The organism is Gordonia humi (assembly GCF_014197435.1).
GTDB classification, from domain to species: domain Bacteria; phylum Actinomycetota; class Actinomycetes; order Mycobacteriales; family Mycobacteriaceae; genus Gordonia; species Gordonia humi.
In genome coordinates, this window is the sequence record NZ_JACIFP010000001.1 from 3,998,453 (window position 1) to 4,014,274 (window position 15,822).

Sequence of the window (15,822 nt, forward strand, 5' to 3'; positions counted from 1 at the left end):
CCGCTCCGCGAGACAGGATGCATCGATGACCGCACACCGTATCCGGGCCCTCGTCGACGAGGAGCGGCTCGCCGACGTGGCCCGCGAGCTGTCCGCCGTCGCCCCGCAGGAGGCGGCGGCGATCCTCGACGGCCTCGACACCAGGCGCGGCACGATCGCCTTCCGCCTTCTGTCCAAGGACGACGCGGTCGACGTGTTCGACGACATGTCACCGAACACGCAGGCCCGCCTCATCGACGCCCTCGGCACCGCCGAGGTGGTCGACGCCTTCGACAACCTCGACCCCGACGACCGCGCCGAGCTCCTCGACGAACTGCCCGCGGCGGTCGCCAAGCAGTTGATCCGTACTCTCCCGCCCGCCGAACGCGAGGCGACCGCGGTGGTCCTGGGGTTCGGCCGCAACGCCGTCGGCCGCCGCATGAGTCCGGAGTTCGTGCACGTCTACGCCGACGACACGATCGGCGCCGGTCTGGCGCGCGTCATCGAACGAGGGCACGACGCGGAGACCATCTACACGATCCCGGTGGTCGACGCCGAGCGCCGACTGCTCGGAGTCGTGAGTCTGCGCGATCTGCTGCTCGGCGACCCGTCGGTTCCGGTCGAGACGTGCCGTCGCCCGCCGGTGTACGCCCACGCGACCGCCTCGGCGGAGACGGCCGCGCGACGCTGCGTCGAGCTCGGACTCCCCGCTATGCCGGTCGTCGACAGCGAGGACCGACTGATCGGGATGCTGACACTCGACGATGCGGCCGAGGTCGTCGCGGCGGCCGACGACGAGGACGCGGCCCGCGCCGGTGCGCGCGAGAAGTTGAAGACGCCGTATCTGCGGTCGTCGGTGTTCGCGATCACCCGCGCCCGCGTGGTGTGGCTCTTCGTGCTGGCGGTCTCGGCGATCCTGACCGTGAACGTCCTGGAGGTGTTCGAGGGCACCCTGGAGCAGAAGGTGGCACTGGCGCTGTTCATCCCGCTGTTGACCGGCATCGGCGGCAACACCGGATCGCAGGCCGCCACGACGGTCACCCGCGCACTCGCGATGGACGAGGTGCGCCCGCGCGACGTCCTGCGAGTCGCCCTCAAGGAGGCGAGCGTCGGAGTGACCATGGGTGCGGCGCTCGGTGCGGTCGGATTCGCCGTCGCGTCGGTGGCGTACGAGACCGGCATCGGAGCCGTCATCGGTCTGACGATCGTCTCGGTGTGCGCGGTGGCGGCCACGGTCGGCGGCGTCATGCCGCTCGTCGCGAAACGGATCGGCGTCGATCCGGCGGTGTTCTCCACCCCGTTCATCTCCACGTTCTGCGACGCCACCGGCCTCCTCATCTACTTCATGATCGCCAAGGCCGTCCTCGGCATCTGATCGGGCGGCGCAACACGATCGTCCGTCGCGGCCCCGCAGGCGCTCGGCGACCCGCCGCGAACCCGACATCGCAGAGGGCGCGTAAAGTCGGAAGAGCCCCGATCGCAGCCCGACCGGGCGAACACCAACGTCGAGCGAGGATTCACTATGCCAGCCCTTCGGTCTCGCACCACCACTGTCGGCCGCGAGGCGGCCGGCGCCCGCGCCCTCTGGCGCGCCACCGGAATGACCGAGGACGATTTCGGGAAGCCGATCGTCGCCATCTCCAACTCGTACACGCAGTTCGTGCCCGGTCACGTGCACCTCAAGAACGTGGGCGAGATCGTCGCCGAGGCGATCGAGGCAGCGGGCGGCGTCGCGAAGGAGTTCCACACCATCGCCGTCGACGACGGCATCGCGATGGGGCACGGCGGCATGCTGTACTCGCTGCCGAGTCGCGAGATCATCGCCGACTCGGTCGAGTACATGGTGAACGCGCACACCGCCGACGCCCTGGTCTGCATCTCGAACTGCGACAAGATCACCCCGGGCATGCTCAACGCCGCCATGCGCCTGAACATCCCGACCGTGTTCGTCTCGGGCGGTCCGATGGAGGCCGGGACCTCGGTGGTCGTCAACGGGGTCGTCCGCCCGGGCACCGACCTGGTCGACGCCATCTCGATCTCGGCGGACAGCACCGTCAGCGACGAGGAACTGCTCACCGTCGAGCGGTCGGCCTGCCCGACCTGCGGATCGTGCTCGGGCATGTTCACCGCGAACTCGATGAACTGTCTCACCGAGGCTCTCGGCCTGTCGCTGCCGGGCAACGGCTCCACGCTGGCCACGCAGATCGCGCGCCGCGATCTGTTCACCCGGGCCGGAGAGCTGGTCGTCGACCTGGCCAAGCGCTACTACTTCAACGACGACGAGTCGGTGCTGCCTCGCAACGTCGCGACCCGGGAGGCGTTCGAGAACGCCATGTCGCTCGATGTCGCCATGGGCGGCTCGACGAACACCGTCCTGCACATCCTGGCGGCCGCGCAGGAGGCCGAGATCGACTTCGACCTCGCCGACATCGACCGCATCTCCCGCAGCGTGCCGTGTCTGTCGAAGGTCGCACCGAACTCGCCGGACTACTACATGGAGCACGTTCACCGGGCGGGCGGCATCCCCGCGATCCTCGGCGAACTCAACCGCGCCGGTCTGCTGAACAAGAACGTGCACCCGGTCCACGCCGACTCGCTGGAATCGTTCCTGGCCGACTGGGACATCCGCAGCGGCACCGCCACCGACACCGCGCTCGAACTGTTCCACGCGGCGCCCGGCGGCGTCCGCACCACCGAACCGTTCTCGACGTCGAACCGGTGGGAGTCCCTCGACACCGACGCGGCGGACGGCTGCATCCGCGACTTCGAACACGCGTACACCGTGGAGGGCGGCCTCTGCGTGCTGCGCGGGAACCTGGCGCCGGACGGAGCAATCCTCAAGACCGCGGGCGTCGACGAATCGCTGTGGCACTTCCAGGGGCCGGCGCGCGTCGTCGAGTCTCAGGAGGACGCCGTCCACGCCATCCTGTCGAAGGAACTGCAGGCCGGTGAGGTCCTGGTGATCCGCTACGAAGGCCCCGCGGGAGGCCCCGGCATGCAGGAGATGCTGCACCCGACCGCGTTCATGAAGGGCACCGGGATGGGTAAGAAGTGCGGTCTGGTCACCGACGGCCGCTTCTCCGGCGGCTCGTCCGGTCTGGTGATCGGACACGCTTCCCCGGAGGCGGCGGCCGGCGGCGACATCGGTCTGGTGGAGAACGGCGACGAGGTGCTCATCGACGTCAAGACCCGGACTCTCAAAGTCCTCGTCGACGATGAGACGCTCGCCGAGCGTCGCGCCAAGATGGAGGCCTCCGAGCACCCGTGGCAGCCCCGCAACCGCGAGCGCACTGTCAGCAACGCGCTGCGCGCCTACGCCAAGCTCGCGACCTCTGCCGATAAGGGCGCCGTCCGCGTCGTCGACTGAGAACGCGCGGGCGCACCCGCCTGAGAGACGAGAAGAATACGCACGAGCGGCACTCACGGTGCCGCTCGTGCGCTTCTGTCTCGGGGTGCGGTCCTCCCGGCTACATGTTCACCAACGGATTCGCTCCGTTGAAGACCAGCCACACGGCCACGGCGACGCCGATGCCGATCACCAGCCAGGCCGCCGAACCCCACGCCGGGCGGCGTGCCCACCCCCATCGTCGGTCCACCGAGTACAGACCCGGACCGGTGAGGATCACGGCTGCGGCCGCCGCGGCGAGCGTCGCCTCGAACTCGACGCCGTTGCCGCCGCCGTCGGCCGCGAAGAACCAGACGCCGCCCGCGAGGGTCGCCTTGTAGGTCATCGCGACCAGAATGCTGCTCAGCACCGCGGCCCCGGCGATCGGGGTGAAGAGTCCGAGGATCAGCAACACACCGCCCGCGGTCTCGCTGACGCCCGCCACGAGCGACAGGATCTTGGTCACGTTCTCGTCGAATCCCAGGCTGGGATCCGAGGAGTTGGCTAGGAAGTCCGCGAATCCCTGCGGGCCCGGACCGCCCAACCACCCGGTCGACTTCTGCAACCCGTGCAGGAGGAAGACGACACCGAGCGCGACGCGCAGCACCAGCAGACCGAGGTCGACGGTGCCGCGTCGCGCAGGCGGCGCCTGCGCAGCCACCTGCTCGGGCGGGGCGACGGACTCGTCGTCGAACGGTTCCGGGGCGAACGGCTGCGGCGGCGCCTCGGTCTCGATCGGACGCGTCGGCTGCGGCTCGATGTACGGCAGCGGGTCCTGCGTCAGGTGTTCGGCGGTACGCCGCTCACCGCGTGGACGGTCGCGCTCGTCGTCCGGGTCGTCGAACGGCTCCGTGGTGACGGGCTCGTCGGACGACTGCACGGGGACGTCGCTGCGCGGAAGCCGCGTGGTCTCCTCGGATCCGGCGGTCGAGTCGGATGTCGGCTCGTCGACGGCTGCGTAGGCGCGCGGCGGGGCCCCGGTCTCCTGATCGACGGCGCCGGGCGCGGCCTCCTCGTCGGCCGGACCGTCACCGATGCGCTCGATGACCTCCGTGTCGTTGACATCGGCGGGCGAGTCGACCGGCTCGATGATCGACGTCGGCTCACCCGCGTCGATCGGATCGGTGGCGTCGGCGGCGACGTCGGCGGGCTGCGGATTCGGCGCGGGGCGTCGACCATGCCGTTCGATGAAGTCGTCGCGGTCCGGTCGCGGACGACGGGGCCGCGGCCGCGACGGTCCGCGCTCCGGATCGTTGTCGTTGGAACTACTCACCTCACCGAGGTTATGCGGCCGCATCGCGACGTGGGCGTAGCGCCACCCGACGATTTGGTAACGATCGAGCGATCGAGTGACCTGATCGTGTCATCGCCTACGCTGGAGGGATGCCGCTGCTTTCCACACGTGGGCGGCGCACCGCCGCCGCAGCCGTCCTCGCCGCCGCGTTCGTCGCCTCGGCCGGGTGCGCCGACTTCGACTCACAGCAGTCCACTGCAGATCAGGGCACCTTCAGCGAGGTGCCGAGCGAGATGTACCGACCGCAGGCGCCGACCGCCCCGGAGTCGCCCGACGACCAGGGCGGCGACCCGCCGACGGGACCCTGCGTCGACCCGAATCCGTCGGTGATCGCCACCTGCCTGGACCAGACGGCGGGCGTCCGACCGGCCGATGCCCAGGGCAAGACCACCTACGTCGCCGAACGCGTCACCGGCAAGATCATCCTGTCCAAGCGCTACGGGCCGCAGCGGGCGGTGGCCACGGTCCCGGTGGACGGCTCCGGCGACGGCGGACTCGTCGACTTCGAGTTGTCTCCGACGTGGCTCGAGGACCAGATGATCTTCGCCCTGATCACGACGCCGTCGGACAACCGCGTCGTTCGCATCGCGCCGTCCGGATCCGTCAAACCGATCCTCACCGGCATCCCGAAGGGCGCCACCGGCAACATGGGCTCGATCGCGTTCACCGGCCCCGACACGCTCACCGTCGCGACCGGCGATGCGGGCGATCCGGGCGCCGCTCAGGACCGATCGTCGTTGGCGGGCAAGATCTTCGAGATCAACCCGAATCAGCCCGCGCCGAAGCCGGACGTCCTCGCCTCGGGACTGGGCTCGAACGTCGCGCTGTGTCGCGACCCCGACAACGGCCAGATGTACGTCACCGACAGCGGACGCGCGGGAGACCGCCTGTCCCTCGTGACTCAGAAGAGCCTCAAGACGCTGTGGACGTGGGCCGACCGGCCGGGGCTCACCGGCTGCGCGACCGGCACGGACACGATCTCGGTGGCCGTCGGCGCCAAGAAGCGCATCGACGTGTTCACCAAACCCGACAGCGCGAACCCGGTCCTGACCGAACCGACGGCCGACGACGTGTCCAAGACCTACGGCGCGGTCGGTCGGATGACGACCTTCGGCGGAGCGTTCCAGCTCGCGACGATCAACAAGACCCTGCCCGGGATGAAGACCGAGTCGTTCGACGACCGCGTCGCCGTCCACGTACCGCAGGGCGGCAGCGAAGACCGGACGTGAGTTCTGCGGTCCGAATGCGATCCGCGCCCGCCCCCGGTACGGAGGTCGGGCGCGGGATCGACGTCGTGAGGACGCGCTACTGCGCGCCGCACGCGGCGAGTACGAGCTCCTTGACGCGGCCCGGGTCGGCCTGACCGCGGGTCGCCTTCATGACGTCGCCGACGATCTTGCCCGCGGCCTGAACCTTGCCGCCGCGGATCTTGTCGGCGATGTCAGGGTTCGCGGCGAGAGCGTCGTCGACGGCCTTCTGCAGGGCCGAGTCGTCCCGGACCACCTCCAGACCGCGATCGGCGACGATCTGCGCGGGCTCGCCCTCACCGTCGAGAACCGCGGTGACGACCTGCTGGGCCAGCTTGTTGGTGAGCTTGCCCTCGTCGACGAGGCCGATGACCTCGGCGACCTGCTTCGGCGTGATCGCCAGCTCGGCCAGCTCCACGCCGCGGGTGTTGGCCTGCTGAGCCAGGAATGACACCCACCAGCTGCGCGCGGCGTCGGCGGATGCGCCCGCTTCGGCGGTGGCGATGATCAGGTCGACGGCGCCGACGTTCACCAGGTCGCGCATCACCTCGTCGGACACGCCCCACTCGGCCTGGATGCGAGCGCGGCGCACCCACGGCAACTCGGGAAGCGTCGCCCGGATCGACTCGACCCACGCGGGGTCGGCGATGACCGGCGGCAGGTCCGGCTCGGGGAAGTAGCGGTAGTCCTCCGCGGTCTCCTTGCGACGACCGGCCGACGTGGTGCCATCGGCCTCCTGGAAGTGTCGAGTCTCCTGGATCACCTCGCCGCCGGAACTCAGGACCGCGCCCTGGCGCTGCATCTCGTAGCGCACCGCGGTCTCCACGCTGCGCAGCGAGTTGACGTTCTTCGTCTCGGTGCGTGTGCCGAACTCGGTGGCGCCCTTGAGCATGAGCGACAGGTTGGCGTCGCACCGCATCGACCCCTGGTCCATGCGTACGTCGGAGACGTCCAGCGATTTGAGGAGGTCGCGCAGAGCGGTGACGTACGCGCGAGCCACCTCGGGAGCCCGCTCGCCGGCGCCCTCGATCGGCCGAGTGACGATCTCGACGAGCGGCACGCCCGCGCGGTTGTAGTCCAGGAGCGAGTGGCTGGCACCGTGGATGCGACCGGTCGCCCCACCGATGTGCAGCGACTTGCCGGTGTCCTCCTCCATGTGCGCGCGTTCGATCTCCACGCGCCAGACGGTGCCGTCGGTCAGGGTGACGTCGAGGTGGCCGTCGTAGGCGATCGGCTCGTCGTACTGGCTGATCTGGTAGTTCTTCGGCTGGTCCGGGTAGAAGTAGTTCTTTCGCGCGAACACGCTCGACTCGCGGATCGAGCAGTTCAGTGCCAGACCGATCTTGACCGCCGACTCGATCGCTTTCGCGTTCGCGACCGGAAGCGCACCGGGCAATGCCAGGCACGACGGGCAGACCTGCGCGTTCGGGTCGCCGCCGAAGGTCGTGGGGCAGCCGCAGAACATCTTGGTCTCGGTGCCGAGTTCGACGTGCACCTCCATGCCCATGACCGGGTCGAAAGCTCCGATGACGTCGTCGTAGTCCATCAGTTCGTCGGTTACCGCACTCATGCGCTCCATCGTATCTGGGGGTGTTTCTCCGGGATCGCACCGATGCCCCGAGCGGACCCGCGCCCATACCGTGGAACGCAGATCGACACCATCGGAAAGGACACGCGATGAGCGACCAGATCCCCCCGTACACCCCCGACCCGACGGTCCCGGCGCAGCCGCGCCGTCTGCGCCGTTCGCGGACCGACCGCAAGATCGCCGGCATCGCGGGCGGCGTCGCCGACTATCTCGGCGTCGACTCGACGCGGGTGCGCGTCGCGTTCGTGGCGTCGATTCTGCTGCCGGGCCCGCAGGTGCTGCTCTATCTGATCCTGTGGCTGGTGATCCCGGAGGACTGAGCTCAGGGCCGGCGGTCTCGGCTCAGCCGAAGGTGGCGCGCGCACCTCGGTACTGGTCGAGCGGCACCGTCTTGGTGTGGCCGACGGCGTCGGAGAACGGCACACGGACGATGTCGCGGCCGCGCAACGCCACCATCTTGCCCCAGTCGCCGTCCGCCACGAGATCGCTGACCGCCTGCCCGAACCGAGAGCCGAGGACTCTGTCCCATGCGGAGGGGACGCCGCCGCGCTGGATGTGGCCGAGGACCGTCGCGCGTGTCTCGACACCCGTCCGTTCCTCGATGAGCGGTGCGAGGATCTCGCCGATGCCGCCCAGTCGCGGACGGTTGAAACCGTCCAGCCCCTTGTGCGAATGCGCCTGGTCCATGTCCGGAAACGTGAATCCCTCGGCCACGACGACCATCGGCGCACGCCCGCGGTCGCGTACGCTCGCGACCCACGTGCAGATCTGCTCCAGACTCTCGGGTTGCTCGGGGATGAGGATCGCGTGGGCGCCGCCCGCGATACCCGCGTACATGGCGATCCACCCCGCGTGTCTGCCCATGACTTCCAGGACCATGCACCTCTGATGCGAGTTGCCGGTGGTGCGGAGCCGGTCGACGGCTTCGGTCGCGATCTCGACGGCTGTGTTGAAGCCGAACGTGTAGTCGGTGGCCTCGAGATCGTTGTCGATGGTCTTCGGCACCCCGACGATCGGCACCCCGTCCTCCAGGAGCCGGTTGGCGGCGGCCATCGTGCCGTCGCCGCCGATCGCGATCACCCCGTCGACGTCGAGTCCGGCCATGCGCGCGAGGATGTTCTGGGGCGTGCCGTCGGGTTCGGTGTACGGACCGAAGCGGCTCGTGCCGAGGATCGTGCCGCCCTGCTGGGAGATGCCGCGCACCACACTGCGTTCGAGCGGCATCACGTCGCCGTAGACCAGGCCCCGGTACCCGCCGCGATATCCGACGAACTCCTGCCCGTGCACCATCTCGCCCTGCAGCACCGTTCCGCGGATCACCGCGTTCAGTCCGGGACAGTCGCCGCCGGAGGTCAGAATCCCGAAGCGCGCCATGTACACCCCTTCTCTCGCCGAAGTCGCCGACTCCATGACAACACGAGTTCGGCGCTCCGGCACGGCTTGGCGCTATTTGAGCCCGTTCTCGTACGCGAAGACGACGGCCTGTGCGCGATCCCGCAGTCCGAGCTTGGCCAGGACGTTGCTCACGTGCGTCTTGACCGTCTGCTCGGACACGAACAGCTGCGCGGCGATCTCCGCGTTCGACCTGCCGTCGGCGACCGTCTCGAGCACTTCCCGCTCACGCGGAGTCAGCACCGCCACGGCCGGGGAGGGCGCTTTCGGCGACCGCGCGGTCACCTCGGCGATGAGCCGTCTGGTGACCGACGGCGCGAGCAGTGCGTCGCCGGCCGCGACGACGTGCACCGCGCGGACCAGTTCGTCGGCGGGCGCGTCCTTGAGCATGAATCCGGATGCTCCGATCCGCAGCGCCGAGTACACGTAGTCGTCGATGTCGAAGGTCGTGAGCATCAGGACCCGGGTGGACGATCCGCCCGCGATGATCTGCTCGGCGGCCCACAGTCCGTCCCGGCGCGGCATCCGCACGTCCATCAGTACGACGTCGGGCTGCAGTCTCTTGCAGACCTCGACGGCCGCCAGTCCGTCCTCGGCGTCGCCGAGGACCGAGATGCCGTCGGCCGCGTCGAGCAGCGCCGCGAATCCGGCTCGCACCATCGCCTGATCGTCGGCGATCACCACTGTCGTCACCGTCACCCGATCAGCCTAGTGTGCGACGGTGCGGGACGGTGGCGGTCACAGCGAAGCCGCCGTCGGCGGTCGGCTGAGCCGACAGGGTCCCACCCACCGCGGACGCCCGTTCACGCATTCCGATGACGCCCTGCCCGCTACCGGGACGCGTCGGCGCCGACGGATCGGCCGGCGGACCGTTGACGATCGAGACGACGGCGTCGTCGTCGCGCGCGGTGATCCGGACGGCGATGCCGCAGCCCGGCGCGTGCCGGGTCGCATTGGTCAGCGACTCCTGCACGATCCGGTAGATCGCCGCACCGGCCGCGCCCGGCTCACCCCAGTCGCCGATCCGGTCGGAGTAGTCGACGACGACCCCCGCCGCGCGCACCTGAGCGATGAGGGACGGTAGATCGTCGACCCCCTGGACCGGCGCCAGATCGACTCCCTCGGACGGACGGAGGACCCCCAGGAGCTGGCGGACCTCGTCGAGCGACTGCCGCGCGGCGTCGGCGATGGCTCCGAACTCGGCTTCGGTGGCCGGCCCGATCGTCTCGCCGTCGTCGCCGGCCGCCAGCCGATACTTCGCGGTCTGCGACATGACCACGACCATCGACATCCGGTGCGCCACCACATCGTGCAGTTCGCGGGCGATACGGGTGCGTTCGGCCAGGACGGCTTCGCGTGCCCGGGCGTCCTCGGTCTCGGAGGTCTGCTTCTCGATCTGCTTCTGCGACATCCACCGATAGCGGATGAACGCGACGCCGATGGTCACGACGAGCAGCGCGAAGATCCAGCCGATCCTGGCCCCCGGCTGGACGCCGATCACCAGCGCTCCGGAGGTGATGGCCGCCACGAGCGGCAGTTTCGACAGCGGCTGAGTGATCAGCGCTGCCACCGTCATCGCGTACAGGACGAGGAACATCGGGATCGGCATCGGGAAGTCGATCCCGGGGTGCGGGACGAACGACGCGATCGATCCGGTGACCGTCACCATCGCCCAGCCCACCCGCACCGCGGCGGGACCTGCGAACAGCAGTGCCATCGGCGCCGACGACGCGACCGAGAACACCGGCAGCAGGTACGCGGGCATGGGGTGGCTCATCGCGAGGTTCGGCCAGGTGACCGAGAGCATGGTCACCGCGATCAGCATGCCGAACCAGTTCCACCCGCTGCGCAGATAATCGCGCATCACCGGGTCGGGCACGGCGTCGAACGACGGTCGACGTGCTCGCAGACGTTTCAGGGACGGTTTCTTCACACTCCGAACGGTAGATCGTGCCGACGTCCGTGCGCCTCCCCCGCGAGAGGGATTCCCGCCCCGTACCCCAGTGTTGGTCGAAGGCCTCCACTCATCCGAAAGCATTGACCACCAATCACTTCCGCGGGCGATCCGGTGAAGCGCGCAGAACCGCGACGCTCAGTGCATGACCGAGACCCCCACCCGTAGATCACCCGTCCGTCGCATCGTCCGCCGACTGTGGCTCGGCTTCGCGATCAGCGTGTTCGCGCTGCTGTCCCTGTGCACCGCCGGAGTCACCTCCGCGGTGACCTCGTCGCCGGCGCCGGTCGGGGACGTGCGCACCGATGTCGACCGTGCGATCGCCGACCTGGTCGGCGACGATCCGGCGAGAGCACTCGCCGACCTTCCCGAGGGATTCGCCGCGACCATGGGCTATCGGCCCGTCGTCGAAGACGGGCGTCCGGTGAATCCGGACGGATCGTGTTCATCGCCGATTCGGCTGCCGGCCAGGTTCGAGGGTCTGTGCCGCGCACACGACTTCGGCTACGACCTGCTTCGATTCGGTGCGCGTACGGGGCGCGAGCCCGCGCCGTGGGCGCGGCGCGCACTCGACGACATGCTGGTCGACGCGATGCACCGGGCGTGCACCAACCCGCTGTGCGATGTCGCCGCGACCGTCTCCGACGGCGGGCTCACCCTCAACTCGTGGAGACAGGAGTGGCGGGCACCCACCCGGGAGTCGACGTCCGACCTGGCCTCCTCGACCCTGCACCGCGTCGTCGACGTGATCGGTCGGCGGTCATGAGCGCCCGAGTGAGCCGCGCCGTGATCGTCGGAGGGCTGGCCGGTTGGGCGACGGCGCTCGCACCCGGCGCACTGCCCCACCCGGCGCCGCTGGTCGCGGCGGCGGGCACGCTGCTCATGCTCGCGGGGATGGCGGTGGGCCGGCTCGTCGGACGCCGAGCCCGCGCGGCGACCGCCGAGTTCGCGATCGGTGCGGGACTGGTGGCGGGAGCCCTGCTCGTCGCGGCGCTGTGGTGGCAGACGCAGGTCGCTGCGACGGTGTCGGCCGCCGCTCCCGGACCGGGGTGGGTCGCGGTCGCCGGCGGCGTTCCGCTCGCGGTGGCCGCGGCGGTGGTCGTCGTCCCGCGCCGGGTCTGGGCGGCCGGAGCACTCGTCGTCGCCGCGATCGTCGGTCCGACCGCCCAGGCGAACGCCGCCCCCGACGTCCCGACTTCGGAACTGCTCACGTATTCGCGACTCGACGATCGAGGATTCGACGCGCGGGCCGAGGCTCTCGTCGACGCGTGGGCGGCGGCGGGCGGCGCCGGGCAGGACGCCGTGGTCGTGGGGGTGCCGACCGGATCGGGCTGGCTCGACTCGGCCGCGGTGGACGGTTTCGACCGGCGCTTCCGCGGATCGGTGCGGTTCGTCTCGATGCAGTATTCGCAGGTCCCGTCATGGCAGGCGTACGTCCGCTCGTCGGACGGCGCGACCCGCAGCGCGATCGCCGTCGTGCGCGCCCTCGACCATCGACTCCACGACGGCGGTCGCCGCCCCGCGGTCTACCTGTACGGACAGAGTCTCGGCGCGATCGGCGCCGACGCGGCGCGCGCCTGGGCGCAGCGCAACGACGTCGACATAGCGGGCACCGTCGTCTCGGGTGCACCGGCGGGAACGATCGAAGCGCTGCCCGGCTGCGCCCGCCGCGTGTCGATAGCCAACGCCACCGACCCGGTCGCCGAGTTCTCGGCCTCACTGCTGTGGCGGCCCGCCGACGACGACGGCACCCGGACCGTCGGAGTCGAACCGTCGATCCGGGTGCCGTGGACACCGGTCGTGTCGTTGTTCGGTGCGGCACTCGACCTCGCCGTCTCGCTGAACGGTCCGGTCGGCACCGGGCATCACTACGGCGTCGAGCAGGGGCTCGCCGTCGCGCAGATGCCTCGCGGCTGTCAGCCGACGGGACCGCGTGCGGCCTCGTAGGCGGCGCCGACCTTGTACAGGCGGTCGTCGGCCAGGGCCGGGGCCATGATCTGCAGTCCCACCGGGAGCACGGCTCCCCCGTCGTTCGCGGTACCCGACGGGACCGACATGGCCGCGGTTCCGGCGAGGTTCACCGGGAGCGTGCACAGGTCGAACAGGTACATGGCCAGCGGGTCGTCGACCTTCTCGCCGAGCTTGAACGCGGTGGTCGGCGTCGTCGGCGAGATGAGGACGTCGACGTCCTGGTACGCCTTGGCGAAGTCGCGCGCGATCAGTGTGCGGACCTTCTGCGCCTGGCCGTAGTAGGCGTCGTAGTAGCCGGAGCTGAGCGCGTACGTACCGATCATGATGCGGCGCTTGACCTCCGGGCCGAATCCGGCCTCGCGGGTCAACGCCATGACTTCGTCTGCGCTGTGCGTGCCGTCGTCGCCGACGCGCAGTCCGTACCGCATGGCGTCGAAGCGCGCGAGGTTGCTCGACACCTCCGACGGCAGGATCAGGTAGTAGGCGCCGAGTGCGTAGGAGAAGCTCGGGCAGTCCACCTCGACGATCGTGGCGCCCAGCGACGTCAACGTCGCGCACGCCTGCTGGAAGGACTCCAGCACACCCGCCTGGTAGCCCTCGCCCTGCAACTGCTTGACGACGCCGATGCGGACTCCGGTCAGATCCTTGTTCGAGCCTTCGCGTGCGGCGGCGACCACATCGGGCACCGGCGCGTCGATCGACGTGGAGTCACGCGGATCGTGACCGGCGATCACCTCGTGCAGGAGCGCGGTGTCGAGCACTGTGCGCCCGCACGGGCCGCCCTGGTCCAGCGACGAGGCGCAGGCCACGAGTCCATACCGCGAGACGGTGCCGTAGGTCGGCTTGACGCCGACGGTCGCGGTGACCGCGGCGGGCTGCCGGATGGAGCCGCCGGTGTCGGTGCCGATGGCCAGCGGCGCCTGGTACGACGCGAGGGCGGCCGCACTGCCGCCGCCGGAACCGCCCGGGATCCGATCGAGATCCCACGGGTTGCGGGTCACCTGGTAGGCGGAGTTCTCGGTGGAGCTGCCCATGGCGAACTCGTCCATGTTGGTCTTGCCGAGGATCGGGATGCCCGCGTCGCGCAGACGCCGGGTGAGCGTCGCGTCGTACGGTGACACCCAGCCTTCGAGGATCTTCGACCCGCACGTGGTCGGCGCGTCGGTCGTGGTGAACACGTCCTTGAGCGCGATCGGCACACCGGCGAGCGCGCTCGGCGCTTCACCGGCGGCGATCGCGTCGTCGGCGCGGCGCGCGGCAGCGAGTGCCTCCGTGCCACCGACGTGCAGGAACGCGCCGAGCCGGTCGTCGACCTCGGCGATCCGGTCGAGGTGCGCCTGGGTCACCTCGACCGACGACAGCTCGCGCGCGGCGATCTTGGCGGCCAGGTCGGCTGCGGACAGTCCGGTGATCTCACCGGCTGTGCGGGTGCTGGTCTCGGTCAACTCATTCCTCCCCGAGGATCTGCGGCACGGCGAAACGGTCTTGTTCGACGGCGGGCGCACCGGCCAGCGCCTCGCCGGGTGTCAGACTGGGCACGACGACGTCCGGGCGCAGGACGTTCTGCAGATCCGCCGGGTGCGCGGTCGGGGGCACGTCGTCGGCGGCCACCTCGGCGACCTGGGCGACATGTGCCAGGATCGAGTCGAGCTGACCCGCGTATTGATCGAGCTCGGCGTCGGTCAGCGCCAGACGCGACAGCCGCGCAAGATGCGCGACCTCCTCCCGGCTGATCGCCGGTGAAGTTGCGGACTCCGATTCGGTGGACATCACCAAGGGCCTTTCTCGCCTGCGGGATGGACTGCCTCAAGGATATGGGAGCCGCGCGGCGCACCGGCAGTCGCCTCCGATCCGCACCGCGATGCCGATCGATCGATCCACGCCAGAACGCCGGTCCTCCCTGGCCGCCCGGCGGCGGGCGACGTACCGTGGTGGGCATGATCATCGTCACGACCAACGAACTTCCCGGCTACCGCATCGAGCACACCTTCGGCGAGTGCTTCGGTCTCACGGTCCGGTCCCGCCACATCGGTTCCAACATCGGTGCCGGGCTGAAGTCGATCGGCGGCGGCGAGCTGAAGGGCATCACCCAGCTGCTGCACGAATGCCGCCAGGAGGCGTTGAGTCGCCTCGCCGCCGAAGCGCAGGGTCGCGGAGCCAACGCGGTCGTCGCCTTCCGTTTCGAGACCACCGAGTACGCGAGCAGCGGCGTCGAAGTGTGCGCGTACGGCACCGCGGTCGGCGTGACTCCCCTCGCCGGGCAACCGCCGGTGTCGAGCCAGGCGGCCGCACCGGTTCCTCCCCAGCAGTAGAAGGTGTCGTACCTACTGCGCCTGCGTCTGTCCGACCGGCCGGGCAGTCTCGGCATGCTCGCCGTCGAGTTGGGCGCCGTCGGCGCCGACATCCGTTCGTTGGAGGTCATCGAGCGAGGCGACGGCTACGCGATCGACGACATCGTCGTCGAACTGCCGGCCACCTCGCTGCCCGACACGCTCATCACGGCCGCGCAGAACGTGCACGATGTGCGGGTGGAGTCGCTGCGTCCGTTCTCCGACGTGCTCGACACGCATCAGGAGCTGGAGCTGATCGACATCGTCGCGACGGCGCCGCGCGATCGGCTGCAGGTGTTGGTCGACCACTCCCCGCGTGTGCTCCGAGCATCGTGGGCCATGGTGATCGCCCGTCCGGGCACCGACGTGCTCACCCTGTTCGCGAGTTCCGGCGCGCCGGAGACCCCGTTGGAGCGGGCCGACTGGCTGCCGTTGACCACGGCGACGGGTTTTCCGTCCGACAACGACTGGGCCCCCGACGTCTGGCGCGACATGGACACCACCCTGGCCGCCGCTCCGATGGGCCACGGTGCCAAGGCGTTGCTTCTGGGGCGGACCGGTGGGCCGGAGTTCCGGCCGTCCGAGGTGGCCCGGCTGGGCTATCTGACCGGCATCATCTCGACGGTCGTCGACGCACCGTCGCACTGACGCCGTACGCTCACCTGGCCGACGGTCGCTCACT

The 15,822-nt window shown here is 69.9% G+C and carries 15 protein-coding genes; 8 read left to right on the forward strand and 7 right to left on the reverse strand.

Going from position 1 to position 15,822, the window contains the following annotated elements; all coding sequences use genetic code 11:
- Positions 1 to 25 precede the first annotated feature (25 nt).
- The gene (gene mgtE, locus BKA16_RS18435; RefSeq protein ID WP_183372039.1) at positions 26 to 1,354 is read left to right on the forward strand and encodes a magnesium transporter; all 1,329 of its coding nucleotides are present in this window, start codon (positions 26 to 28) and stop codon (positions 1,352 to 1,354) included.
- A gap of 147 nt (positions 1,355 to 1,501) precedes the next feature.
- A complete protein-coding gene (gene ilvD, locus BKA16_RS18440) occupies positions 1,502 to 3,346 on the forward strand; it encodes a dihydroxy-acid dehydratase (protein WP_183372040.1) in 1,845 nt (614 codons plus the stop codon).
- Between the two features lie 100 nt (positions 3,347 to 3,446).
- Here the strand turns inward: ilvD and BKA16_RS18445 are convergent, their stop codons facing one another.
- The gene (locus BKA16_RS18445) at positions 3,447 to 4,637 is read right to left on the reverse strand and encodes a DoxX family membrane protein (RefSeq protein WP_343067507.1); all 1,191 of its coding nucleotides are present in this window, start codon (positions 4,635 to 4,637) and stop codon (positions 3,447 to 3,449) included.
- Positions 4,638 to 4,747: 110 nt separating this feature from the next.
- On the opposite strand from BKA16_RS18445, the gene BKA16_RS18450 reads away from it, so the two are divergent.
- The gene (locus BKA16_RS18450) at positions 4,748 to 5,887 is read left to right on the forward strand and encodes a PQQ-dependent sugar dehydrogenase (protein ID WP_183372042.1); all 1,140 of its coding nucleotides are present in this window, start codon (positions 4,748 to 4,750) and stop codon (positions 5,885 to 5,887) included.
- A 76-nt stretch (positions 5,888 to 5,963) separates the two neighbouring features.
- Here BKA16_RS18450 and gatB read toward each other — a convergent pair whose 3' ends face one another.
- Complete coding sequence (gene gatB, locus BKA16_RS18455) at positions 5,964 to 7,475, reverse strand: Asp-tRNA(Asn)/Glu-tRNA(Gln) amidotransferase subunit GatB (RefSeq protein ID WP_183372043.1); 1,512 nt, start codon at positions 7,473 to 7,475, stop codon at positions 5,964 to 5,966.
- A gap of 107 nt (positions 7,476 to 7,582) precedes the next feature.
- On the opposite strand from gatB, the gene BKA16_RS18460 reads away from it, so the two are divergent.
- Entirely contained in the window at positions 7,583 to 7,813 is a 231-nt protein-coding gene (locus BKA16_RS18460) for a PspC domain-containing protein (protein WP_183372044.1), read from the forward strand.
- 22 nt (positions 7,814 to 7,835) lie between these two features.
- Here BKA16_RS18460 and BKA16_RS18465 read toward each other — a convergent pair whose 3' ends face one another.
- The 3 genes from BKA16_RS18465 to BKA16_RS18475 all read right to left on the reverse strand — a co-directional run bounded on the left by BKA16_RS18465 (position 7,836) and on the right by BKA16_RS18475 (position 10,818).
- Positions 7,836 to 8,867 (reverse strand): 6-phosphofructokinase, encoded by a 1,032-nt coding sequence (locus tag BKA16_RS18465; RefSeq protein ID WP_183372045.1) that lies wholly within the window; start codon positions 8,865 to 8,867, stop codon positions 7,836 to 7,838.
- 72 nt (positions 8,868 to 8,939) lie between these two features.
- The gene (locus BKA16_RS18470; protein ID WP_343067508.1) at positions 8,940 to 9,584 is read right to left on the reverse strand and encodes a response regulator; all 645 of its coding nucleotides are present in this window, start codon (positions 9,582 to 9,584) and stop codon (positions 8,940 to 8,942) included.
- A 4-nt stretch (positions 9,585 to 9,588) separates the two neighbouring features.
- On the reverse strand, positions 9,589 to 10,818 hold the full coding sequence (locus tag BKA16_RS18475; protein WP_343067509.1) for a sensor histidine kinase: 1,230 nt from the start codon (positions 10,816 to 10,818) through the stop codon (positions 9,589 to 9,591).
- Between the two features lie 166 nt (positions 10,819 to 10,984).
- Here BKA16_RS18475 and BKA16_RS18480 point away from each other — a divergent pair, with 166 nt between their 5' ends.
- Positions 10,985 to 11,605, forward strand: coding sequence for a hypothetical protein (locus BKA16_RS18480; RefSeq protein WP_183372047.1), 621 nt, complete (start codon positions 10,985 to 10,987; stop codon positions 11,603 to 11,605).
- Positions 11,602 to 12,786 carry an alpha/beta-hydrolase family protein gene (locus tag BKA16_RS18485; protein ID WP_183372048.1) on the forward strand — a complete coding sequence of 395 codons (1,185 nt, stop codon included), beginning with the start codon at positions 11,602 to 11,604 and terminating at the stop codon, positions 12,784 to 12,786. Before BKA16_RS18480 ends, BKA16_RS18485 begins: the two co-directional genes overlap by 4 nt.
- Here the strand turns inward: BKA16_RS18485 and gatA are convergent.
- The gene (gene gatA / locus BKA16_RS18490; protein WP_183372049.1) at positions 12,756 to 14,255 is read right to left on the reverse strand and encodes an Asp-tRNA(Asn)/Glu-tRNA(Gln) amidotransferase subunit GatA; all 1,500 of its coding nucleotides are present in this window, start codon (positions 14,253 to 14,255) and stop codon (positions 12,756 to 12,758) included. The two genes, BKA16_RS18485 and gatA, sit on opposite strands and share 31 nt — an antisense overlap.
- Before the next feature lies 1 nt (position 14,256).
- Positions 14,257 to 14,580, reverse strand: coding sequence for an Asp-tRNA(Asn)/Glu-tRNA(Gln) amidotransferase subunit GatC (gatC, locus tag BKA16_RS18495; RefSeq protein ID WP_183372050.1), 324 nt, complete (start codon positions 14,578 to 14,580; stop codon positions 14,257 to 14,259).
- A gap of 167 nt (positions 14,581 to 14,747) precedes the next feature.
- Here gatC and BKA16_RS18500 point away from each other — a divergent pair, with 167 nt between their 5' ends.
- Together BKA16_RS18500 and BKA16_RS18505 are read left to right on the forward strand one after the other, a co-directional pair.
- Positions 14,748 to 15,122: a YbjQ family protein gene (locus BKA16_RS18500; RefSeq protein ID WP_183372051.1), complete on the forward strand. Its 375-nt coding sequence runs from the start codon at positions 14,748 to 14,750 to the stop codon at positions 15,120 to 15,122.
- A gap of 3 nt (positions 15,123 to 15,125) precedes the next feature.
- Positions 15,126 to 15,788, forward strand: a complete 663-nt coding sequence (locus BKA16_RS18505; protein ID WP_183372052.1) for an ACT domain-containing protein — start codon at positions 15,126 to 15,128, stop codon at positions 15,786 to 15,788.
- Positions 15,789 to 15,822: the final 34 nt, after the last annotated feature.